Raw genomic sequence first — 22,890 nt, 5'->3', positions numbered from 1 at the left:
GAGCCACACGGAGCGATCAAATGATAACTTTTAGGCAACTTCTAGAGGAGATACCTGACGCGACCAGCCGGCATCTGTTGCGCCAATTCAATTTGGCGCAACGTTCGACGGGGCGAGCTCAATCTGTAAGAGATCTCGCATTATCTCTCGGTTTCGATGTGACTGAAAAATCGTTTCCGCTAGGAATTGACGGAAGGTTGGTTGCTGACCCGTTCGCCTCAAATGGCTACGAAATACAGGTTAACAAACATCATTCTGTAGAGAGACGACGCTGGACCTTGATGCACGAAATTGCTCACTTTTTTTTACATAGAAATCATGAGGATTTTTTCGCAGAGAACAGTTATCGGGCGTCGCCAGGTTTTCATTTCTATCGCTCGGACGAGTTGGTTGAAGAAAAACAAGCAAACGAATTCGTAGCCGCGGCTTTTTTTGGTGACGGAGCACTGGCGGCCATAAACAGTTGGTTTCAAGGCGATGTGAAAAAGATTTCACGCGCTTTCGGGCTTTCTGAAAAAGCCATTCGAATAGCATTAAAGGAGAAGCACTAGCTTTTCAGCAACAAGAATAGGGTGGGGCGGAACTATACGTCCTCCCACCTTTACACCGGGCGGGTGCGCTCGCCCGTAACGACGTTCAGGCCGCAGGCAAAAAAATACCGAGCGGTTAACAAACAGAGCTTGAACGGCGAAACTCTCAGGGGACCTTCGGGTCCCCTTTTTCTTTGTGACCGCCTTTGTCCAAACCATGGATGCCTCCGGCGGGGATATTTGCAAACAGAAGAAGACATGGGGCACGTCACGCACCTTCATTTGTCCCGAAATACTCATTCAGGTCAGTAAAGATCCGTCACCGACATGTCGGCATCCAGGTCCATATCCCGGCGCAGGGTTGCTCGGGCGCGGGCCAGACGTGACATGACCGTGCCAACAGGGCAGCCTGTGGTGTTGGCCAGATCGGTGGGGCTGGCCTGACCGGCCAGAACAAGGGTCAACAGCCGCGCCTGATCGGCCGGCAGGCGGTTGATCGCGGCGCAGGTGTCACGAAAGGCAAGCTGGCGCAGGGCATCGGGCCCGACCGCGGCCATATCATCGCTGAATTCGACGTCATCGCGCACGGAACGGGCCTTGCTGCGGGCCAGATTGCGTAAGGTTGTCATGGAATAGGCGCGCAGGTCATCAATTTCGGCGCCCCGGGCCAGTCTGGCCCAGATGCGCAGGGCCGCGTCCTGTGCCAGATCATCCGCCAGATCGCGGTTGCGCGTGAGGCGGCGCGCCAGACGGGTCATGGCTGCAAGATGCGTCGTCAGGTCATAATTCGGGGGTGGTGTCTTCTGGAAGGACATCGCAAGTCTCCTTGAGGACGGGGTCGAGACAACCTCTGTGACATCGCCTGAAGGTTTGAAAAGACGGGCGTTTTCCGCCGATTGGTCCCGATGGGCCTTTTTCGGCGACACGGCGCGCATCCCAGCGGACCGGATCGGCAGCGTTTTGCAGATTTCCGCCCGCCTGCGCCCCGCAAGGAACGCAAAACCGATCTGACGCGTCTAGAGGGGTGAGGGCCAACATAACGGCGCCTCGCAACACATCATAAACGGAGAGTCCCAATGAAAACGACACTGATCACCCTGCTGAGCGCTGCAACACTGGCCGCGCCGCTTTGGGCTGCGACAGATGTAGATGCCAATGCCGATGGCGTGCTGACCATTGACGAGGTACAGGCCGCCTATCCCGACATCACGGCGGAAACCTTTTCAGCGATGGATGTGAATGCTGACGGCGCGCTGGACAGCGACGAAGTTGTTGCCGCGCAGGCCGCTGGCATGATGCCCGCACCCAGCGAAGGGTAAAGGCACAAGCAGCATCCGGTGCCCCAAACACCGGATGCTGCACCTTTTTCAATGCATCAGGCTGGCAGGTGGATCTTGAACGCCGCGCGGATCTGCGCATCGACGATGGGATCAAACCGCGCTTCTGATCGTTTTCCAAGGATTTCGTCCTTGCGTGCGATCGCCTTTGCAATCAAATCGGGCTTGCCAATCTCGGCCCATTCCTTGGGCGAAGTACGATCGCCAAGCCTGGGGTAGACATAATCAGACTGCATCCGCCCCAATGTCTGATCGGTTCCCAGATAATGCCCCGAACCACCCAGACAGACCTCGGCAATCTGATCGACCGCAACGGTTTCATCGGTCACTTCGATGCCGCGCACGCAGCGCATGGCGTGACCGATCAGGTCATCGCCAAGGATCAGCGATTCATGGCAAAACCCCAGCAGGGACGCGTGCATGCCCGCAGCCTCATAAACCATGTTCAGACCGGACAGACCGGCCATCACATTGGAACACATCTGTTCCCATCCGGCCTGCATATCAGGCAGTTTCGCATCCGCGATGCCCGCCGCAGCCCCGCCGGGAACGCCGTAAAACTGGTGCATCTGCGCGCATCCCGCGCTTAGCAGGGCCTGTTCGCCCGATCCGCCGGTCATCGCGCCGGTGCGCAGATCAAGCCCGAAGGGCCAGGTGCCGAAGATTGCCGCATGGCCCGGTTTGACCGCGTTGACATAGACCAGACCGGCCAGACATTCGGCCACCGCCTGAACGATTGCGCCCGCCACGGTCGACGGGGCGGTTGCGCCCGCCATGCCAGCCGACAGCAACAGGACCGGCATGCCGCCCTTGATGCATTCTTCCATCACCTGACAGGCTTCGGTCGCGAATTTCATTGGCGGTACGACAAAACAGTTGGAATTGGACATGAAGGGGCGTTCGCGCCACTTGTCTTCGCCCCCCGCGATCATGTGCAGCATCTTGAGCGCGTCCGGCACAAAGGACGGTTCGGTAAAGGATGTGCCGATATGTTTGCGTGTTCCCGCCGCGCAGGCATAGACGGTGTTCAGGTCCATTTCCCGATTGTCGGCGATATCGCGGCACACCATCGGGCGTTGCAGAAAGTGGATATTGTCCAGCACATCGGTGATGCGGGCCGCATCGTGCAGATCCTGCACCGTGCATTCGCGGTAATTGCGACCTTCGACATCGACCAGATGCACCGCCGCACCTGCGGTGCCGTAATGGACCCGTGTTCCGCTCAGTTCCAGATCATGGGCCGGATCACGGGCGAACAGGGTGATCGACCGGTTGGCTTTTGCGATCGTGTCTTCGACCAGGGCCCGGGGGAAACGGATGCGTCCGTCATCGCCCAGAATGGCGCCCGCGCCTGTCAGATATGCGATGCCCGACGGGGGCGCATCGGCCAGCCCGATCTGCTCCAGCGCATCAAGGGCGGCGCGGTGGATGCGTTCCATTCCGGCTTGGGTCAGCGGTTTGTAGGTGCCCCCCGACATTCCGGCGCGGATCGGGCGCAGGTGATCGGCAAGAGGTGCTGCACGCGCGGCACGGCGCGCAGCGCGCCCGCCGCTGCGTGCGGAAGTGGAAGGGGGGACAGAAGTGTCAACTGTGTCGGTCATGTGCATGGCCTTGGACAAAATGCATTGAAAACGGTGTGCGGGATCAGCGCAGGTGAGGTCGTCCGCGTGCAGCGCGGCCGCGTTCCGCACCGATCGTGCGGATCACCAAACTGATTTTGCACGTGTCCGCCTGCATTCGTGTCCTCGCGTTGCCAGCCCTTTATGAAGCGACTGCGCCGACCTCTCTGTCTTGTTTGCGACCAATGTCGTTTTTGGCCCTTCACCCCGGAAATTTGTTCAAGAGGGGCGCGACAGTCTGTCCGGACAAAACGTGCGGATGGGTCATTTTTTGCCCAGAGATTTGGGAACCAAGCGGAAAATGGCGCGTTAATTCAGTGGGAAACGGGCCGCAGCCGTCAATCACGCCGATGTGTAAAAGGCGGGCTTGAAGGTTTGGGGCCGCACAATATGTGCCATGTCAGGTGGAGGACCCATCTCTGGCACAACACGAGACAGAGTTTAGAAATAGGAGTAATCGAGATGAAAAAAACAATAGCAGCAGGCCTGATCACTGTCATGGCGTCACCGGTATTCGCCGGCTCTTTGGCCGATCCGGTGCCCGAACCTGTTGCGGTTGCCCCGGTTGCCGTGGTCAACACAGGCGGTGACTGGACAGGATTTTACGCGGGTGCGCAATTGGGATGGCTGGATGCCAACCCCGATCTGGTACCGGGCGGAGATGATTTCATTTACGGTTTGCATGCCGGTTACGACTATGACTTTGGTCTGTTCGTACTGGGCGCCGAACTTGATTACGATGCCGGCGATATCGACATCGCAGGCGGCACCGCGTCAATCGACGATGTGTGGCGTGCCAAACTGCGTGCCGGTTACGATCTGGGCAACACGCTGATCTACGCAACAGGCGGCTATGCCGAAGTTGACACTTCGATCGGTGACGGCGACGGATATTTCGGCGGTATCGGTGTTGCATACAGAGTGTCGGACAATTTCACCGTCGGTGGTGAAATTCTGGGCCACAAATTCGACAGCATCGGCGGCGTGACAGATGCCGACGCGACAACGGCGACATTGCGGGCATCGTTCCGCTTCTGATCCGGACGATCAAACAATCAGAAACGTGTCAGGGCTTTGCCTTGGCTCGTTTTTTCGTTTCAGCCTGCGTGTTTTTCGGCAAATCCGCACAGGTCTTTCAGGGCTTTGGCAAATGCCCCGTCTTCGATGGTCATTGCGACGCGGATATGGCCCGCGGCCGATGTGCCGAAACTTTCGCCCGGCATCACCGCAATCTGGCATTCATCCAGCAACCCATTCGCAAACGCCTCACCGCTCAGGCCGGTCGCGCGCACATCCAGCATCAGATACATCGCCCCTTGCGCCGGGATCAGCGTGACAGTGTTCTGCGCCGCGATGATTTCGGCTGCCAGTGCGCGGCGGCGGCGGAACGGTTCGGCCACCGCGTCTTCAAAGGCCGGCCCCTGATGCAGGGCGAAATTGGCAGCGTCCTGAATGAAACCGGGCACGCCGTAAGTGGTGTTTGTGGCCAGATCGATCAGGCGGTCGATCACCTCTTCTGGCCCGACAATCCAGCCGCAGCGCGATCCGGTCATGGCGTGGGATTTCGACATGGACCCCACCACAAGCGTCCGCTCGGCCATATCGGGCAGGCTGCGCGGTGATATGTGGCTGCCATCCCAGACCTGGGTGTCATACACCTCGTCCGAGATCAGCCAGAGATCATGCGCCTTGCACACATCCGCAATGCCGCCCAGCGTGGCGCGTGAATAGACGGTGCCTGTCGGATTGTTGGGCGAATTGATCAGCAGGGATACCGCGCCCTGCGCCTGCGCCGCGATATCTTCGCCGCGGGGCTGGAAAGCATCCTCGGCACGGGTATGCACCACGCGCGGGATCGCCCCGGCCGCGCGCAGCGTGCCAGGGTAGGTGGCGTAATAGGGATCAAGATACAGTGCGGCATCGCCGGGATTGCACACCGCGTAATGCGATGAAAAAAGCGCGGATTGCCCGCCCGGTGTGATCATCACGTTTTCCGGACCGGTGGGCACGCCTGTCCGCTCCTGAATGCGATTTGCAACGGTTTCACGCAACGATTTTACGCCAGGAACCATCGCATAGCCGGTGTGACCGCCGATGGCAGACGCGTTCATCGCCGCCAGAATATCGCCATGCGTGCGAATATCATGTTCACCGATGGTCAGTTCCACAATCGGCGCGCCTGCCGCCTTTAAAGCGCGGGCACGGTAAAACACGCTCCAGCCGTCATCACCTTCGCCGTTCAGTTTGGTGATCCTTTGGGACAGCTTCATGACAGGCTCCTTCGCGCGCAGATTTCAATGCGGCGGAGGGGGCACAGAATCAGCAAGCTTGTCAATCAGCGGAACGCCCGCTATCACAACGTCATGACCGATCTGACGCCCATTTGCTGCTGCATTACCATCTGAGATATCTCAGCGGGCCGGTTTCTTTCGTTTTCACAACAGACAAGAGGTGCTAGGTCCGCGTGACCCGCGCGACAAGGACCTTTGTTATGACGACCAAACCCGTGATCAGGCTGCGCAATTCGATGACGCGCAAAACAGAAGATTTCACGCCTATCGATGAAAACGATGTGCGGATGTATCTGTGCGGCCCCACGGTTTATGACCGCGCCCATCTGGGAAATGCGCGCAATGTCATCATGTTTGACGTGCTGTTCCGTCTGCTGCGCCATGTCTATGGCCAAGATCACGTGACCTATGTGCGCAACTTCACCGACGTGGATGACAAGATCAACGCGCGCGCGGCTGAAACCGGACGGTCGATTTCAGACATCACCGAAGAAACCATTGGCTGGTATCTTGAGGATATGGCGGCACTGGGCAATCTGGAACCGACCCACATGCCGCGCGCGACACAGTACATTCCCGAAATGATCGCAATGATCGAGGATCTGATCGCCAAGGGCCACGCCTATGCCGCCGAAGGCCATGTGCTGTTCGATGTGCGGTCTTATGAAGAGTATGGCAAACTGTCGGGCCGGTCGGTCGACGACATGATCGCCGGCGCGCGGGTCGAGGTGGCGCCTTATAAACGCGACCCGATGGATTTTGTCCTGTGGAAACCGTCAGGGGACGATCTGCCCGGCTGGGACAGCCCGTGGGGTCGGGGGCGGCCCGGCTGGCATATCGAATGTTCAGCGATGTCTTATGCGTTGCTGGGCGAAAGCTTTGACATTCATGGTGGTGGCAACGATCTGATGTTTCCGCATCACGAAAACGAAGTGGCGCAAAGCTGCTGCGCGCACCCCAAAGGCGATTTCGCCCGCATCTGGATGCACAACGAAATGCTGCTGGTCGAGGGCAAGAAAATGTCCAAGTCGCTGGGCAATTTCTTTACCGTGCGCGACCTGCTGGATCAGGGCGTGCCGGGCGAGGTGATCCGCTTTGTGTTCCTGAGCACCCATTACGGCAAGCCGATGGACTGGACGCAGAAGAAGGCGGATGAGGCTGAGAAGACGCTTTTGACATGGAAGCACATCGTGGACCAAGAACGCGATTTAGTCACCAGAGAGTTCACGGCAAACACGCCACCGAAAGAGATTGTCGAAGCTTTAGCTGACGACTTAAACACATCTTTGGCCCTGACCAGAACAGGACAATTGGCAAAGCAAGCCAAAGCGTCTGGTGGTGCCAAATGCGTAGAACTTGCAGAGGCACTTCACTTTTTGGGTTTTGAGCACGATAAGGACTGGTCTGTTTCCTATGGATATTCCTTAGAAAAAACTCTTGGCCAGCCTGTCAATTTAGAAGACTACGAAACAGTCTTATTCAATGAATGGAAGACGGCAAAGAAATCCAAGGATTTTTCCAAGGTCGATGAATTGAAAGCGATGTTGGTGGCGGCGGGTGTTGAAATCCGCATGAACCAAGATGGCGTAACGCTGGAGTTTTCAAAAGACTTCGACCCGTCCAAACTGGAGGCTCTGAAATGACAAACCTCCCTTGCAACAATTCCAGCGCCCGACACGAGTGTGGGGGCAAAGCGCCCGCCCTTGGTGGCGGGTCGGGCGCTGTTCGGGCAAAAGGCCCGAACGGGAGCATGATATGAAAGAACGTCTTTCCCTCTATGACACCACCCTGCGCGATGGGCAGCAAACCCAGGGCGTGCAGTTTTCCACCGCTGAAAAGCAACAGATCGCCCGGATGCTGGATGATCTGGGTGTGGATTACATCGAAGGCGGCTGGCCCGGTGCCAACCCGACGGATTCGGCGTTTTTTGATGACGCGCCGCACACCCGCGCCACCCTGGCTGCCTTTGGCATGACCAAACGGGCAGGGCGGTCGGCCCAGAATGACGATGTGCTGGCAGCGGTGATGAACGCCGGCACCAGCGCGGTGTGTCTGGTGGGTAAATCGCACGTCTACCACGTCAAGGCGGCCCTTGGGATCAGTCGCGCGGAAAACACCGAAAACATTGCGCAATCCATCGCCTACATCACCGCGCAGGGGCGCGAGGCGCTGTTTGACGCGGAACATTTCTTTGACGGATACGCCGCCAACCCGGCCTATGCGCTGGAAGCGGCGCGCGCGGCCTATGATGCGGGCGCGCGCTGGGTGGTGCTGTGTGACACCAATGGCGGCACCTTGCCTGCCGATATCGCCCGCATCACCGCCGATGTGATCGCCTCGGGCATCCCCGGATCGCATATTGGCATCCATACCCACAACGATACCGAAAACGCCGTGGCGGGCACGCTTGCCGCCGTGGATGCGGGCGCGCGCCAGATACAGGGCACGCTGAACGGGCTGGGCGAACGCTGTGGCAATGCCAACCTGACGACGCTGATCCCGACGCTTCTGCTCAAGGAACCTTATGCCAGCCGGTTTGAAACCGGCGTCACGCTGGACGCATTGCGCGGCCTGACCCGCGCCAGCCGCAAACTGGATGAAATCCTGAACCGCGTGCCGATGAAACAGGCGGCTTATGTCGGATCGTCCGCCTTTGCCCACAAGGCCGGATTGCACGCCAGCGCCATCGCCAAAGACCCCGCCACATACGAACATATCGATCCCGCCAGCGTCGGCAACGCGCGCATCATTCCGATGTCAAATCAGGCGGGGCAATCCAATCTGCGCAAACGTTTGGAAGAGGCCGGATTGAACGTGCCCGCCAAAGACCCCGCACTGGCCCGCATTCTGGAAAGGGTCAAGGAACGGGAGGCCGAAGGTTATTCCTATGACACCGCGCAAGCCTCGTTCGAATTGCTTGCCCGCGAGGAACTGGGGCAACTGCCCGAGTTTTTCGAGGTCAAACGCTACAAGGTCACGATCGAGCGGCGCAAGAACAAGTATGACCGCATGGTCAGCCTGTCCGAAGCCGTGGTCGTGGTGAAAGTGGATGGCGAGAAAAAGCTGTCCGTCTCGGAAAGTATGGACGAAACCGGCAGTGATCGCGGCCCGGTCAACGCGCTGTCCAAGGCGCTGGCCAAGGATCTGGGCCGCTATCAGGACATGATTGATGATATGCGGCTGGTCGATTTCAAGGTGCGCATCACCCAGGGCGGAACCGAGGCGGTGACCCGCGTGATCATCGACAGCGAAGACCGCACCGGGCGGCGCTGGTCAACGGTGGGTGTGTCCGCCAACATAGTCGACGCCTCGTTTCAGGCGCTGATTGATGCGATCCGCTGGAAGCTGATCCGTGACCTTAAGTGAGGACATCACCGCCTGCGCCGCCATCGTCGAGCGCGGCGATCCCGACAGGTTCATGGTGGCGATGGCCGCCCCGGTGGCCGCGCGCCGCGTTCTGTTTCCACTTTACGCTTTCAACGTCGAAGTTTCGCGCGCGCCCTGGGTGACAGAAGAAACCATGATCGCGGAAATGCGCCTGCAATGGTGGCGAGACGCGATCGAGGAGATTGCCAAGGGTGGCACCGTGCGCCGCCACGAGGTGGTGACCCCGCTGGCGGACATCCTGACACCCGACATGGCCGCCGGAATGGATGAGATGATCGCGGTAAGGCGTTGGGATATATACAAAGATCCGTTCGAAGATGTCGCGCATTTCGACCGCTATATTGATCAAAGTGCCGGCTCGCTGATGTGGGTTGCAGCCCGTATTCTGGGCGCCGCCGACGAAGCCGTAGTGCGTGACGTTGGCTATGCCGGCGGTGTGGCCGCGTGGCTGCGCGCCATTCCCGATCTTGAGGCGCGCAAGCGTGTGCCGCTTCTGGATGGTACAGCAGACGGGGTGCGCGCGCTGGCCCGGGGTGCGCTGGACAGATTGCAGAGGGCGCGCAGCAATCGGCGGGCCATCTCGCGCGCGGCAGCGCCTGCCTTGCTGTCCGGATGGCAAAGCGGCGCGATCCTGAAACAGGCGGTGGCAGACCCGCAGGCCGTGGCAAACGGCACCTTGGGCCAAAGCGAGGCGAAAAAGCGGTTTACCCTGATGTGGGGCGCGGCAACAGGGCGCTGGTAAAGCGCGCGGCGCGTCAGGCGGTTTGTTCGCGCGGGCGCAGCATCAACCAGATCAGCGCGCCACCCGCCAGCGCCAGAAACGGGATCATCGCGATATTGACGGCATACCAGCCCTGAACCGCATCGCCACCCGAACAGTTCATCAATCCACCCGATGCAAGTGACGCAAAGGTGACACCGCCAAAGACCAGCAAATCGTTCAGGCCCTGCATCCGGCCGCGTTCATGCGGCTCGTGTGAGGCGGTCAGCATCGTTGTCGCGCCGATGAAACCGAAATTCCACCCGATCCCCAGCAGGATCAGCGCGATGAAGAAATGCCCCAGTTCCACACCGCTCAGCGCCACGCCCCCCGCAACCCCAAGGATCAGCAGGCCCAGCCCCATGATCTTTTCCACGCCAAAGCGCGCAATCAGATGACCGGTGAAAAACGACGGCGCAAACATCGCCAGCACATGCCCCGTCACCACTTCAGACGCATCCGCCACGCCGAACCCGCAGCCGACAACCGCCAGCGGCGTCGACGTCATGACAAGGTTCATCAGCGCATAGGACACCATGGCGCAGATCACCGCGACGGCGATACGCGGTGTTGTCAGCAATTCCCAACGCGTGCGGCCCCGCGGGCTGTCCAGCGTGGGGGCAGGGGGCTTGGGAATGCGCAAGAACAGGAAAAATACCATGCCCAACAGGTTCATACCGATGGCCGCCATATAGACAGGAAAGAACCGCATTACGGTGGCGTCGGCGGTATGACTGCTCAGATAGCCTACCAGTTGCGGGCCGATCACGGCCGAAATCAGACCGCCCGCCATGACATAGGAAATCGCCTTGGGTTTGAACGCATCCGATGCGGTATCGGCTGCGGCAAAGCGGAAAAAACCCTGCGATGACATGTAGATGCCCGTCAGGTAACTGCCGGCAAGGAAAATCCAGAAATTCGACAAGGTCAGCGCATAGGCAGACACTGCGGCCCCGATCAACCCGCCCAATGCGCCAACATAGAAACCGCTTTTGCGGCCAAAGCGCTGCATCAGCGGGCTAAGCCACGGCGCGGTGGTCATCGATCCGAACACGATCAGCGATATGGGCAGGGTGGCCAGACACGCATTGGGGGCAAGCTGTTGCCCGGCCAGACCGCCGATGACGAAAATCATCGTGATCTGACTGCCTAGAAACGCCTGCGCCGCCACCAGAACGGCCACGTTGCGTTTCGCCAGCGAGTCATTGGAAGGTGTCATGGCGATGGCGTATATAGGAATTCGGGGGGGTTCAAGCGGCTTGCAACATCCCCGGCAGGTTCTAAGGTGCGCGGAATGAACACACCCCACCATCTTCTGTTATTGGCCGGTGCAAGCGAAGCGCGCGGTATTGCGGATGCGCTGCGGTCCTGCGACCAAATGCGCGTGACAGCATCGCTGCATTTTGCGGAACGCACTGCAGGGCCGCTTGCGGTGCCCACCCGCATCGGCGGCTTTGGTGGCGGTAACAGGTTTGCCGCGTTTCTGGCCGAAAACCGGATCACCGCCGTTCTTGATGCCACGCACCCGTTCGCGGCAGAGATCACACAGCGCAGCCGCCGGATATGCAGGGACCTGAACCTGCCCTATGCGCAGGTTCTGCGCCCCGAATGGCAAGCGGTTAAAGGTGATATCTGGCACGATGTTGGCGACGAAACAGAAGCGGCGCAGATCATTCCGCCAGAGGCACGCGTGTTCACCACCACGGGCCGTGCCACAATTGAAAAATTCGCAGGGCTGCGCGCGCAACACCTGTTCGTGCGCCAGCTGCGCGACGGGGCCCAACCCAGACCTGTGGACAGAATGACTTATGTGCGCGGCGTCGGTCCGTTCTCTGTTACCGACGAAATCGCCCTGTTTCAAAAGCTGAACATCACCTGGCTGGTGGCGCGCAATGCGGGCGGCGTGATCAATTACACCAAGATCGAGGCGGCGCGCGCTTTGGGGATCGACGTGGCGATGATCCGGCGGCCCTCGCAATCCGGTGCATCGGAACTGCAAACCGTTACAGACGCGCTGGAGTGGGTGGCAACGTTATGAGTGTCGGACCAAAGACGCAGCCAGAAATCGGGCGCGTGATCCATTGCGATGCCTGCGTTGCCGAAGGGGCGGCGTGGCTGGCCCAACGCGATGCCCGGTTTGCGCACGCGCTGGCACAAACGGGTCCGTTGCCGCTGCGTCTGAAACCTGACGGGTTTGGCCCGTTGCTGAACGCGATTGTCAGCCAGCAGGTCAGCGTGGCGTCGGCCAATGCGATCTGGGCGCGGCTGGAAAATGCGGGTCTGACGGACGCCGCAGCCATTCTGGGCGTCGATGATGAAACGTTGCGCGCCGTTGGGATGAGCCGCCAGAAAGCGCGCTATGCCCGCGCGCTGGCAGAGGCGGATATCGATTACGCCGCGTTGCGCGAAGTGCCATCAGAACAGGTGATCAAGACGCTGGTTACTGTTCCGGGCATCGGGGTATGGACGGCAGAAATCTACACCATGTTCAGCCTTGGGCGCGCCGACATTTTTGCCCCCGGTGATCTGGCCCTGCAGGAATCCGCGCGGATATTGTTTGATCTGCCCGCGCGCCCCAAAGATCGTGCCTTGCGTGATATGGCGCGGGATTGGGCCCCCTGGCGGTCAGTCGCGGCCCGCGCGCTGTGGGCCTATTACCGCGTGGCGACAAAGAACAAGGGCCTGTCAGACTGACAGGCCCCGTTGTGGTTGCACTCTGATCGTAAGCAGGTGATTGGATTACTCGACCGGCGTCCAATCCTCTGTCGGGTCATAGGCCGTCATGCCCGCAGCTATTTCCAGCGTGTCTTCGCCCAGAATCGCTTCAAGCACCACACCGTTTTCGGACACCATAAAGCTGTGGATGCCGGTTTCGCCGAACACGGCGGGCACCGCCAGCAGGGCGTGCCCACCAACCATGTTGTCATTGACAAGATAGCTCATTTCGCCGCCTGGCGCGGCGGCGGATTGTTCGGTCAGAATGCGGAAATAATACCCGGAATAGGGTTCGGGGTCATAATCCTGCTCACCATCGCTAAAGCCGGTGGCCGATGCACGGGCGAACAGTTCGCCCAGCGGGCTGTCGGGATCGGCCCAGAACAGGCCGTCCCGTTCGGTTTCGGACGTTGAAATGATCTGGCTGGCAAATTCCATCACGCCATCGCCATCATGATCGTTCAGCCGGAACGTCGCCTGAATATCGACATAGGCGTCCATCAGTTCCAGGATCTCCAGCTCGTTCAGGCCGACCTCGCGCAGTGCCACTTCTTCGCGGCCTGTTTCATTGTCAAACGCCCAACCGTCGCCGGTTTTGGCCAGAGGTACGGGAAACGGCCAGCCTTCGGCGCCCAGTGCAATAACAACCGATCCGTCTTCTTGCGGGACCATCCGGTAGCCTTCGTTGTAAAGCGCCAGCAGAACAAATCGGTTTGCCGCGTCTTCATCAGGATCGCCATCAGACAGATAATCTTCGGCCTCTGCGCCGAAAACCGTCAGGACCGCATCGCGATCGCCTGTCTTCAAGGCCGACATCATCGCGTCCAGTGCATCCTGTGGCGACGCATAAGTGGCAGGGTCGGCCGCAAGCGGGGACGCAAGAAACAGCATCAGGGCCAATGGTTTGAGAAATTTGGTTTTCATGATCTTATCTCCGACCTTTGGCTTTGCGTCCGCTGGCCTTGCCGCGGCTGGAGGCCTTACGGGCCTTGGGGGCAGAGGCGCGCTTGGCCGTCGCCTTAGGTTTCTTATGTGGCTTCGCCTGTTTCACAGGCGGCCGCTTGGCAGCGGGTTTCTTGACCGCAGGTTTGGCCGCCGGTTTTTTCGCCGCAGGTCTTTGGGCGGCAGGTTTCGCCGCTTTCGGGCGGTTTACTTGTGGTTTCTTCGCGGTTTTGTTGATTGCATTCCGCTTGGCGCCATCCGGTGTTCTGGACGGGCGGTTCACTTGCGGGCGTTTGTTGTCAACGCCGGGCCGGCTGATATCGGCGGCACCGGATTTGTTTGACAATTGCGTGCGCAAACTGTCCCCGCGGGTCTCTTTCTTGTTGACCGGCAGCTTGGTTTTACCGTTCGGGTCGCGCTTGGCCGCGATCTTGTCCTTGGCATCCTTCTGACGGTCCGGATCGGGTTTCCAACTGCCATCCGGGTTGCGATCGGGGCGTTCCGGACGGTTATTGCCGACATTAACGTTGTTGCCGATGTTCACATTTCCGTCGACATCAATATCCACGTCCGGACGTGTATAGATCGGGCCACCGCCCCAGCCACCGCAATTGCGACAGCCCCAGTAATCGTTCCAGTCGTCATCATCGTCGAATATGGCATCGATCAGGGCAAATGTGCCAAAGGCCACCGCGCCGGTGACAAGCGCATCACCGACCATGTTGTCATTATTGTAGACCACCTGCGGGTCATATTGCGGCACATAGACCACTTCGGGATTGGTGGGCTGGATCACCACTGTTTCCGCCTGCGTCACCTCGTCCTGGGTGACTTCGACGGTTTGTTCTTCGCCGCTGATCAGCGCACCGGAATTAACGGCTTGCGCCCGCATGGTTTGCACAGCCGCCATGACGTCATCGCTTTGCGCAAGCATCGCGTTGCCCATTGTTTCGGTCCATTCCACATGTGACGCCATGTCGGACAACACGTCAGGAAAGGCTGTGGCCAGAACCTCGACGCTGGGATCCCATTCTTCGGCCTCGATCAGGGCATTCATCGTTTCGGGATCCGCGCCATCATTCATGGCCAGCAGACGATCGCCCTTGATCACTTCCAGCGGATAGGTAGAGGCCACCAGAATCTGGATCAGCAACGTATCAGGATAAAGCGCAACCGGCGCGACAAGGTTTTCAAGTTCGGCCTGAGTCAACAGGTCCGCGTCGTCGCTTTCGGTGTCGGTTTGGGCGGCATCCTCCGATGCCGTATCTGTGGATTGCGCATAGGCCGCCGGCGCGCCAGCCAGCAACAGGGCAATCCATAAGGCTTTGACAGACTGTGGCACGAAACAAGGCTCCCCGATGATGTGTGATTATCAAAAGGTTATTGATTGGTATCCAAAGTGCAACCGGTTTAACGCCTGCCCGCCAAGATATTGTGTGCTGCCTGAGGCGCGGCCGCTGTTGCTCTGCGGGCTTGTTTCCGGCGATGGCAAGTGTCAGACACATCCACAGTCGGGAGCAAACAGAGGGTAAGGCACGCATGACACGGGTTTTAAAAGCGGGGCGTCGCGCGTCCCTGTCAGGGGATGTGCGATCAGTTGTGGTGTTTCTGCATGGCTACGGCGCCAACGGCGCTGATCTGCTTGGGCTGGCCGATCCGCTGGCCGAACATCTGCCCGATACGTTGTTCGTGGCGCCCGACGCCCCCGAAGACTGTGCCGGTGCGCCGATGGGTTTTCAGTGGTTTCCGATCCCGTGGATTGACGGATCGTCCGAAGAAGAGGCCGAACGTGGCATGCGCGCGGCGGTGGATGATCTGAATGCGTTTCTGGACGCGCTGATGGTGGACGAAGATGTTATGCCCGAACAGGTCGTCCTGTTCGGGTTTTCCCAGGGCACGATGATGGCGCTGCACGTGGCGCCGCGCCGCGAAGATGAAGTGGCGGGTGTGGTGGCCTTTTCGGGCCGTTTGGTATCACCCGAAACACTTGAGGACGAAGTGGTCGTGCGCCCGCCGGTTCTGCTGGTTCATGGTGACGCGGATGATGTGGTGCCGCCGCAATCTCTGCCGCAGGCTGCCGAAGCCCTGCAAGCGGCCGGTTTCAAAGAGGTTTACGCCCATGTCATGAAAGGCACCGGCCACGGTATCGCACCCGACGGTCTGAGCGTGGCGCTTGCGTTCATGCGAGACAAGCTGGGGCTTTAGCGGGTTTCGCGCCCACCGTATGTGGGCCCGACACCGCGCGCGGCCCCGCCTGTGGATAAGTGTCATCGCGGCGTTACGGAATCATACTATCCAATCTGCGACATGTTGTGGATAAACGGGGGCTTGCCAGCTTCGAACCACGATATATAGTCAGTCACAAGACCGGGGACAGAGTCTTTGCCCCGGTGGATGTTTAAAGGCAGACCCGGCGAGGTATGAGTCTGAGATGGACGGCGATTTTAGAACTGAGTTTGTGCGGGCACCGGGGGCGTTGAAACAGCATCCGGCATTGGTGTTGAATGCGGATTACCGGCCATTGTCCTATTATCCGCTGTCGCTGTGGCCCTGGCAGGAGGCGGTCAAGGCGGCCTGGCTCGACAGGGTCGATATCGTGGCGGAATATGACACCGTGGTCAGAAGCCCCAGTACCGAGATCAGGATACCATCGGTTGTTGTCCTCAAAGATTATGTCAAACCTCAAAAGCGCGTGGCCTTCACGCGCTTTAATTTATTTCTGAGGGACGAATTCCGCTGCCAGTACTGTGGCGCCAAGGGAGATCTGACCTTTGATCATGTTGTACCGCGCGCCAGTGGCGGTGTGACAAGCTGGCAGAATGTGGTGGCCGCATGCAGCCCGTGCAACCTGCGCAAGGGATCAAAGCCGCTGCACCGCACCGGCATGAACCTGCGCAAACCACCACGCCAGCCCGCATCCGAAGAACTGCGCAACATGGGCCGCAAATTTCCGCCGGGCCACCTGCACGAAAGCTGGATGGATTTCCTCTACTGGGATGCCGAACTGGAAGCCTAGGGTCTGGACCCTGACAGGGGTTAAGCGGCCATTAGGTGCGTTTGTTTTGTGGGACTGGGGGCGGGACAAAGTTGCTGTTCGTTGTTTCCAACGCCCATGAGCCAAATCTGGTATAATAACTAGACAACTACTGTTCTTGCATCCGTTCCATCTTGATCGACTTGATTAATGAACAAATACACTTTTCGCAATGCGGCACCTTCAGATGCTATCCGTTGTTTTGATATCGAAACCGCTGCTTATGAGGGAGATGAAGCTGCAACGCTTGAAAAAATTTCAAAGCGCATCGCCATTTACCCCCAAGGATTTCTGGTCGTTGAGGTCAACAATGAAGTTGTTGGCTTCGTCAACAGCGGATGCGCTTATTCTGTTGAAATGTCTGACGAAGATTTCAAAGAATTGATTGGGCATGATCAGGCTGCGCCGAACGTCGTTATCATGTCGGTCGTGGTTGATCCTGAATACCAAGGACAAGGTCTATCCACCGCTTTAATGAGTGAATTCGCAAAACGTATGGTTCACAAGGAAAAAACCTCAATCCATTTGATGTGCAAAGAGGACCACGTGCCACTTTATGAAAAATTTGGCTATCGGTATATACAGCCTTCGGCATCCGATCATGGAGGGATGCAATGGCACGAGATGATTATGGAATTAGGTTCACTGTAAAACGCCCGTTCCGAAATCCAAGAAACTATTCGCTGTAAATCCCTTCAACACCCGCTCGTGTGCCAAAGACAGGATTCAAGTATTTTTGAAAAGATGAAGACGGGCCGTATTTTGATATACGACCTGCTTCTTGCTGCTTCAGGGCTGGGCGCGTTGCACCATGCCGAACAGATCGCGCGGATCATCGGGATCGGCCAGCAGATCAAGATCATGGTAATAATCTGTGCCGACGATCTTGTTGCGGACATAACGCAGGGCGCTGAAATCCTCGATCGCGAAACCGACGCTGTCAAACAAGGTGATCTGGCGATCGGATGTGCGGCCCTTGGCGGTGCCGGAAATCACCTGCCACAATTCAGTGACCGGATGATCGGGGTCAAGCTGCTGGATTTCGCCTTCGATCCGGGTCTGGGGCGGGAATTCGACAAAGATGTCGGAGCGGCGCAGAATATCGGCGTGCAGTTCGGTTTTGCCGGGGCAGTCGCCGCCAATGGCGTTGATGTGCACGCCCGCGCCGACCATGTTGTCGGTCAGGATGGTGGCGTTCTGTTTGTCCGCCGTGCAGGTTGTGATGATCTGCGCGCCTTCCATTGACGCCTCGGCACTGTCGCAGGGCACCACTTTTAATCCGTGGCCCGCCAGATTGGCGGCGCATTTTGCCGTGGCCGCCGGATCAATGTCATAAAGACGCACGGTATCGATGCCACAGATCGCCTTCATCGCAAGGCTCTGGAATTCGGATTGCGCGCCGTTGCCGATCATGGCCATCGTGGTGCTGCCCTTGGGCGCCAGATGTTTGGCCACCATGGCAGATGTGGCCGCCGTGCGCAGCGCTGTCAGGATCGTCATTTCCGACAACAGGACGGGGTAGCCGTTGCTGACATCAGCCAAAAGACCAAAGGCTGTAACGGTTTGCAGGCCTTCCTTCATGTTCTTGGGGTGGCCGTTCACATATTTGAAGCCATAAACCTCGCCATCCGAGGTCGGCATCAGTTCAATCACGCCTTCGGCAGAATGGCTGGCGACGCGGGGCGTTTTGTCAAACAACTCCCAGCGGATGAAATCCTGTTCGATGTAATCAGCCAGATCGCGCAACATCGGTTCGATACCGATATGGTGGATCAACTGCATCATGTGATCGACAGAAACGAACGGAACAAGGGCTTTGTCAGAAGGAAGCATCGGGAATATCCTAAATCAGCTGTAGGCGCGGGTGGGGCGATCGAACACGCGGCGCCCGAGGGCGGACGCGGCCAGATCGACCATGACTTGTGCGGTGCGGCCACGTTCATCCAGAAACGGGTTCAGTTCGACCAGATCCAGCGATGTCATCAAGCCGCTGTCATGCAGCATTTCCATCACCAGATGGCCTTCGCGGATGGTTGCGCCACCCGGAACCGTGGTGCCGACCGCAGGGGCAATCGAGGGATCAAGGAAATCCACATCCAGCGAAACGTGCAGGAACCCGTTGGCCTCTGCGACCCGGTCCAGAAACGCGGCCAGCGGTTTGCCAACACCGATTTCATCGATTTCGCGCATGTCGTGGCGATGGATCGCGGTTTGCTGCAACGCATCACGTTCGGGCAGATCGACCGACCGCAGGCCAATGATGCAGATATTTTCCTGCGGGATCGGATTTGTGATCTTTGGAAAACCGCCAAAGCCTTCGCGCCCCGTGACATAGCCCAGCGGCGTACCGTGCAGATTGCCCGATGCGGTGGATTGCGGCGTGTGAAAATCGCTGTGCGCATCCAGCCACAACACGAATTGCGGGCGGTTCTGACTGGCGGCATGGTTAGCCACGCCGGCGACACTGCCCAGAGACAGGCTGTGATCGCCGCCCAGAAAGATCGGCAAACCGCGCGACATGGCGTTCTCCGCCGCCCGGATCAGACGGTTGGTCCAGCCGATGGTTTCCTGCAAGGCATAAATCCTGTCGTCTTCGGCATCGGGGTTGTAGCTGGCCGGGCTCAGATTGCCCTGATCCTCGATCTTGTGGCCAAGATCGCGCAAGGCCCCCGCCAGACCGGCTGTGCGGTAGGCATCGGGGCCCATCAGGCAGCCCTTGCGGCGTTTTCCACTGTCGACCGGCGCGCCGATCAAAATGCAGGTCTTGCGTGACATATCCAACCTCGTGTCGCTATCTGCCCCTAAATAGGTGCCGTTTCGGGTTGAGTGAAAGCGTGCATTCTGTCCATAATGGGGATTAGATGTTCAAAACGGAGCCTGTTATGGACGAAACGGACCAGAAACTGATTGCCGCCCTGCGCCATGATGCCCGCGCCTCCCTGTCTGATCTGGCGTTGCTGCTGGGTGTGTCACGCACAACCATTCGCGGACGGATCGAACGGTTGCGCCAGCGCGGCGATATCCTTGGGTTTTCCGTCGTCCTGAAAGAAGACGCGCTGCGCGATCCGGTGCGTGGCCTGATGATGATCGGGATCGAAGGGCGCGGCACCGACCGTATCATTCGCCAGTTACAGGGGTTCAGCGAAGTGCGCGCGGTGCATTCCACCAATGGGCGCTGGGATGTGATCGCCGAAATTGGCACGCGCACACTGGAATCCTTTGATGCGGTGCTGTCGAAAATCCGGCGGTTGGACGGCGTGGCGACCAGCGAAACCAGCCTGTTGCTGGCGACACGCAAATCGGCCTAGCTGCGACGGCGGGCGGCCATCAGCCACAAGGCAGCAAGCAGAAGCGACACGACCACATTCCAACTGGCCATGCTGAGACCGAACATCTGCCACGCCACCTCGTCACAGCGCACTAGCGGGGCGGCCATGATCTGATCCAGCAATTCTGACGCGCTAAGCCCGCCGACAGGGCCGGATGTGCACGTATCGGGGCCTTCCCACCATGTCTTTTCCACGCCGGTGTGGTAGAATCCGATTGCGGCACTGGTAAACGCTGCCAGCGCGCCCAGACGGGGCAGGGCGCGCCCCGGCACCATCAGGGCAAACAGCCCGATGAAAACGGCCGCCATATGTGGATAGCGCTGCCAGTAGCACAGTTTGCAGGGGGCCATTTCGCCCAGATACTGAAACCCGTAAGCGCCCATCAGAACCGCCAGCGACCCAAGTGCGGCCAATATGATCATCGTGTGTCTGGTCATAGATATCTAAGCAAGGCAAATCCGCCGATCAGCATGATGACAAACAGGGTGAACATAAGCCCAAGTCGTTTCTCGATAAAGTCCCGCATCGGTGCGCCATATTTCCACAGCAATCCGGCCAGAATGAAAAAACGCAAGCCCCGCGCCAGAATGGATGTGGCGATAAAGGTTGTCAGTGACATGCCGGTCCAGCCGGACATGATCGTAATGACCTTGTAAGGAAACGGGGTGACCCCGGCGGTCAGAACCGCCCAAAAGCCCAGATCGTTGAACCGCGTGTTGAATTCGGCCATCGCGTCAGCCTTGCCCAGCGAGGCAAGGATCGGCTGGCCGATGGTTTCAAAGGCCAGCGCCCCGATTGCGTAGCCCAGCAATCCGCCCAGTACCGACGCCACCAGCGCCACAGCGGCAATCAGCCATGCGCGCGACGGCTGGGCAAGGATCATCGGGATCATGATGACATCGGGCGGGATCGGAAAGACCGAGCTTTCGATGAACGCGACCACCGCCAGCACCCACAACGCGCGGGGATGATCGGCCATGCCCATCGTCCAGTCGTACAAGCCTTTGATCATCCGGTCTGCCCTGTGATTGTGTAAGATCAACTGCCTAGCCAAGTTGGCGGGCGGTGCAAGGCCAAAAACGCGGCAGCAGCGATGCCTGCGGTACTGGACTCTGCGAAAAACCGGTGTTTTGTCGGGAATTTCAATCAAGGGGGGTTGATGGTTACAATGACCTGTGGATTGGTACGCCATGGAGAAAAGGCCGCCTGAACGGCCATAAGGGAGGAACTTATGAAATTCGCTTTGAAAACCGCATTTGCGGGCGCTTTGGCCATCGGGTTGGGTGCCGGGGGCGCAATGGCTCAGGAAGTGACGCTGCGCTGCCAGCATTTTCTGCCGGCAAAAGGGTCTGTGCCCGCCTTTTTCATGGCCCCCTGGGCCGAAAAGATCGAAGCCGACAGCGGCGGACGGATCAAGGTGGAACTCTACCCAGGCATGCAACTGGGCGGCAAACCACCGGCTTTGTATGATCAGATCCGCGACGGCGTGATCGATTGCGGCTGGGCACTGCCCGCCTACACGCCGGGCCGGTTTCCCGAAAGTGAAGTGTTCGAACTGCCGTTCATGACCTCGATGAGCGCCGAGGCGTCTTCGAAAGCAGCCTGGGAATTCACTGAAAAATATATGGGCGAGCGGTTCGGCGACATTCATGTGATTGCGGTGCACGTGCATGGACCGGGCATTATTCACAAAAAGGGCGGCCCTATCGAATCGACGGCTGATCTGAACGGATTGAAACTGCGCGGCCCGTCACGTCAGGCCAATGCGCTGCTGGAAACGCTGGGCGCAACCCCCGTGGGGATGCCGGTGCCCGCCTTTCCCGAGGCGCTGAGCAAGGGCGTTGTGGATGGCGGCGTGATCCCGTTCGAAGTGGTGCCGGGCCTGAAGGTGCACGAGCTGACAGACAGCCACACCGGCATTTCCGGTGATCGCGCGCTTTACAACACGTTTTTCATCTGGGGCATGAACAAAGCCAAATATGACAGCCTTCCCGATGACTTGAAGGCCGTTATTGATGCGAATTCGGGGCTGGAAACATCCGGTCTGGCCGGCGCTGCGATGGATAAGGGCGACGAGATTGCCGAGAAACTGATCGGGGAACGCGGCAACACGATCAACTATCTGGGCGAGGATGTCGTGGCCGAACTGCGTGTTATCGGTGATGCGCAAACTGCGGCTTGGATTGTGGAGGCCACCGAAAAAGGTCTGGACGGACAGGCAATGGTCGATGATGCGGCAGCGATGGTCGAAAAATACTCGAACTGAGCGGCGCAGAATGCAATAAGGCTCCGGCGCGGGTGCGCGCCGGGGCTTTTTCTTTATCCGGTACAGGCAGATCCTTGGGCAGGGGCAAACCATGGCGCTAGCAATCAACGCTGAACGGCGCGCGGGCCGCGTGATCGACATGATCGCACGCCTGTTTGCCTATATCGGCGGCTTTATTCTGGTGGCGATGGCGCTGGTCACGGTCGTTTCGATTGTCGGGCGGGCGCTTTTGTCGTTCGGATTGTCACCTGTACGGGGCGACTACGAACTGGTGGCCAATGGCTGCGCGCTGGCCGTTTTCTGTTTTCTGCCATACTGCCAGTTGAAACGGGGCCATGTGACGGTGGATATCGTCACCTCAATGTTTCCGCCACGCGCGCAGGCCATATTCGGCCTGATCGGCGATCTGCTGATCACGCTGGCCGCAATCATCATGATGCGCCAGTTGTGGTTCGGTTTCGGCGAAAAATTCCCCTATGGCAGCGATGCTCTGCGCGACACTTTGGGAATGGGGTACAAACCGTTCTTTGCCGAAACGACCTATGAACTCGAAATTTCGGTGTGGATTCCCTATGGTCTGGCGCTGATCGGGGCCGGCCTGTTCGTGATCGTGTCGCTTTACACGGTGTGGCGCAGCCTGAACTGGGTCAGCGCCGGACGCGAGGGCGCGGTATGATGGA

Annotated in this window: 24 protein-coding genes; 14 read left to right on the top strand and 10 right to left on the bottom strand. The window is 58.8% G+C overall.

The annotated features are described in order from the left end of the window. The first annotated feature begins 20 nt into the window (after nt 1-20). Nucleotides 21-551, top strand: a complete 531-nt coding sequence (locus OLX72_RS17200; RefSeq protein ID WP_114869987.1) for an ImmA/IrrE family metallo-endopeptidase — start codon at nt 21-23, stop codon at nt 549-551. Nucleotides 552-835: 284 nt separating this feature from the next. Here the strand turns inward: OLX72_RS17200 and OLX72_RS17195 are convergent, their stop codons facing one another. Further along, the gene (locus OLX72_RS17195) at nt 836-1,345 is read right to left on the bottom strand and encodes an RNA polymerase sigma factor (protein ID WP_433989182.1); all 510 of its coding nucleotides are present in this window, start codon (nt 1,343-1,345) and stop codon (nt 836-838) included. Between the two features lie 261 nt (nt 1,346-1,606). Here OLX72_RS17195 and OLX72_RS17190 point away from each other — a divergent pair, with 261 nt between their 5' ends. Then, nucleotides 1,607-1,849, top strand: coding sequence for a hypothetical protein (locus OLX72_RS17190; RefSeq protein ID WP_114869989.1), 243 nt, complete (start codon nt 1,607-1,609; stop codon nt 1,847-1,849). A gap of 56 nt (nt 1,850-1,905) precedes the next feature. Here the strand turns inward: OLX72_RS17190 and OLX72_RS17185 are convergent, their stop codons facing one another. Then, entirely contained in the window at nt 1,906-3,468 is a 1,563-nt protein-coding gene (locus OLX72_RS17185; RefSeq protein ID WP_433989181.1) for a trimethylamine methyltransferase family protein, read from the bottom strand. A gap of 480 nt (nt 3,469-3,948) precedes the next feature. On the opposite strand from OLX72_RS17185, the gene OLX72_RS17180 reads away from it, so the two are divergent. Beyond that, nucleotides 3,949-4,524: an outer membrane protein gene (locus OLX72_RS17180; RefSeq protein WP_114869990.1), complete on the top strand. Its 576-nt coding sequence runs from the start codon at nt 3,949-3,951 to the stop codon at nt 4,522-4,524. 59 nt (nt 4,525-4,583) lie between these two features. Here the strand turns inward: OLX72_RS17180 and OLX72_RS17175 are convergent, their stop codons facing one another. After that, nucleotides 4,584-5,756 (bottom strand): pyridoxal phosphate-dependent aminotransferase, encoded by a 1,173-nt coding sequence (locus tag OLX72_RS17175; RefSeq protein ID WP_433989180.1) that lies wholly within the window; start codon nt 5,754-5,756, stop codon nt 4,584-4,586. Between the two features lie 221 nt (nt 5,757-5,977). Between OLX72_RS17175 and cysS the strand changes: the two genes are divergently transcribed. From cysS to OLX72_RS17160, 3 genes are all read left to right on the top strand, one after another. Next, nucleotides 5,978-7,420: a cysteine--tRNA ligase gene (cysS, locus tag OLX72_RS17170; protein WP_433989179.1), complete on the top strand. Its 1,443-nt coding sequence runs from the start codon at nt 5,978-5,980 to the stop codon at nt 7,418-7,420. A gap of 112 nt (nt 7,421-7,532) precedes the next feature. Then, a complete protein-coding gene (gene cimA / locus OLX72_RS17165; protein ID WP_114869993.1) occupies nt 7,533-9,143 on the top strand; it encodes a citramalate synthase in 1,611 nt (536 codons plus the stop codon). Next, nucleotides 9,130-9,906: a squalene/phytoene synthase family protein gene (locus OLX72_RS17160; RefSeq protein WP_433989178.1), complete on the top strand. Its 777-nt coding sequence runs from the start codon at nt 9,130-9,132 to the stop codon at nt 9,904-9,906. Before cimA ends, OLX72_RS17160 begins: the two co-directional genes overlap by 14 nt. A 13-nt stretch (nt 9,907-9,919) precedes the next feature. On the opposite strand, the gene OLX72_RS17155 is transcribed toward OLX72_RS17160, so the two are convergent. Then, nucleotides 9,920-11,143 carry an MFS transporter gene (locus OLX72_RS17155; RefSeq protein WP_433989177.1) on the bottom strand — a complete coding sequence of 408 codons (1,224 nt, stop codon included), beginning with the start codon at nt 11,141-11,143 and terminating at the stop codon, nt 9,920-9,922. Nucleotides 11,144-11,218: 75 nt separating this feature from the next. Between OLX72_RS17155 and OLX72_RS17150 the strand changes: the two genes are divergently transcribed. Continuing rightward, nucleotides 11,219-11,962, top strand: a complete 744-nt coding sequence (locus tag OLX72_RS17150; RefSeq protein ID WP_114869996.1) for a precorrin-6A/cobalt-precorrin-6A reductase — start codon at nt 11,219-11,221, stop codon at nt 11,960-11,962. Then, nucleotides 11,959-12,618, top strand: coding sequence for a DNA-3-methyladenine glycosylase family protein (locus tag OLX72_RS17145; protein ID WP_114869997.1), 660 nt, complete (start codon nt 11,959-11,961; stop codon nt 12,616-12,618). The genes OLX72_RS17150 and OLX72_RS17145 overlap by 4 nt, the downstream gene beginning before the upstream one ends. A gap of 45 nt (nt 12,619-12,663) precedes the next feature. Here OLX72_RS17145 and OLX72_RS17140 read toward each other — a convergent pair whose 3' ends face one another. Next, a complete protein-coding gene (locus tag OLX72_RS17140) occupies nt 12,664-13,563 on the bottom strand; it encodes a DUF2950 family protein (protein ID WP_114869998.1) in 900 nt (299 codons plus the stop codon). 4 nt (nt 13,564-13,567) lie between these two features. Then, entirely contained in the window at nt 13,568-14,923 is a 1,356-nt protein-coding gene (locus tag OLX72_RS17135) for a DUF3300 domain-containing protein (RefSeq protein ID WP_433989176.1), read from the bottom strand. A gap of 197 nt (nt 14,924-15,120) precedes the next feature. Between OLX72_RS17135 and OLX72_RS17130 the strand changes: the two genes are divergently transcribed. From OLX72_RS17130 to OLX72_RS17120, 3 genes are all read left to right on the top strand, one after another. Beyond that, the gene (locus OLX72_RS17130; protein ID WP_114870000.1) at nt 15,121-15,786 is read left to right on the top strand and encodes an alpha/beta hydrolase; all 666 of its coding nucleotides are present in this window, start codon (nt 15,121-15,123) and stop codon (nt 15,784-15,786) included. 226 nt (nt 15,787-16,012) lie between these two features. Beyond that, nucleotides 16,013-16,597 carry an HNH endonuclease gene (locus OLX72_RS17125; protein ID WP_114870001.1) on the top strand — a complete coding sequence of 195 codons (585 nt, stop codon included), beginning with the start codon at nt 16,013-16,015 and terminating at the stop codon, nt 16,595-16,597. A 168-nt stretch (nt 16,598-16,765) separates the two neighbouring features. Next, nucleotides 16,766-17,266 (top strand): GNAT family N-acetyltransferase, encoded by a 501-nt coding sequence (locus tag OLX72_RS17120; protein ID WP_114870002.1) that lies wholly within the window; start codon nt 16,766-16,768, stop codon nt 17,264-17,266. Between the two features lie 138 nt (nt 17,267-17,404). Here OLX72_RS17120 and OLX72_RS17115 read toward each other — a convergent pair whose 3' ends face one another. Both OLX72_RS17115 and rocF read right to left on the bottom strand, forming a co-directional pair. Next, the gene (locus OLX72_RS17115; protein WP_114870003.1) at nt 17,405-18,448 is read right to left on the bottom strand and encodes an ornithine cyclodeaminase; all 1,044 of its coding nucleotides are present in this window, start codon (nt 18,446-18,448) and stop codon (nt 17,405-17,407) included. 15 nt (nt 18,449-18,463) lie between these two features. Continuing rightward, complete coding sequence (gene rocF / locus OLX72_RS17110; protein ID WP_114870004.1) at nt 18,464-19,390, bottom strand: arginase; 927 nt, start codon at nt 19,388-19,390, stop codon at nt 18,464-18,466. A gap of 107 nt (nt 19,391-19,497) precedes the next feature. Between rocF and OLX72_RS17105 the strand changes: the two genes are divergently transcribed. Continuing rightward, a complete protein-coding gene (locus tag OLX72_RS17105; RefSeq protein ID WP_114872226.1) occupies nt 19,498-19,923 on the top strand; it encodes an Lrp/AsnC family transcriptional regulator in 426 nt (141 codons plus the stop codon). Here OLX72_RS17105 and OLX72_RS17100 read toward each other — a convergent pair. Beyond that, entirely contained in the window at nt 19,920-20,381 is a 462-nt protein-coding gene (locus tag OLX72_RS17100; RefSeq protein ID WP_114870005.1) for a disulfide bond formation protein B, read from the bottom strand. The two genes, OLX72_RS17105 and OLX72_RS17100, sit on opposite strands and share 4 nt — an antisense overlap. Then, complete coding sequence (locus OLX72_RS17095) at nt 20,378-20,956, bottom strand: YqaA family protein (RefSeq protein ID WP_114870006.1); 579 nt, start codon at nt 20,954-20,956, stop codon at nt 20,378-20,380. The genes OLX72_RS17100 and OLX72_RS17095 overlap by 4 nt, the downstream gene beginning before the upstream one ends. Before the next feature lie 219 nt (nt 20,957-21,175). Between OLX72_RS17095 and OLX72_RS17090 the strand changes: the two genes are divergently transcribed. Next, nucleotides 21,176-22,210 carry a TRAP transporter substrate-binding protein gene (locus OLX72_RS17090; RefSeq protein WP_114870007.1) on the top strand — a complete coding sequence of 345 codons (1,035 nt, stop codon included), beginning with the start codon at nt 21,176-21,178 and terminating at the stop codon, nt 22,208-22,210. Nucleotides 22,211-22,301: 91 nt separating this feature from the next. After that, the gene (locus OLX72_RS17085; RefSeq protein ID WP_114870008.1) at nt 22,302-22,886 is read left to right on the top strand and encodes a TRAP transporter small permease; all 585 of its coding nucleotides are present in this window, start codon (nt 22,302-22,304) and stop codon (nt 22,884-22,886) included. The last annotated feature ends 4 nt before the right edge of the window (nt 22,887-22,890 follow it).

The sequence above is a fragment of the Sulfitobacter sp. TBRI5 genome (assembly GCF_051013555.1).
Lineage (GTDB): Bacteria > Pseudomonadota > Alphaproteobacteria > Rhodobacterales > Rhodobacteraceae > JL08.
The sequence above is the reverse complement of the archived record's forward strand: the minus strand, read 5'-3'. Positions and strand labels throughout refer to the sequence as shown.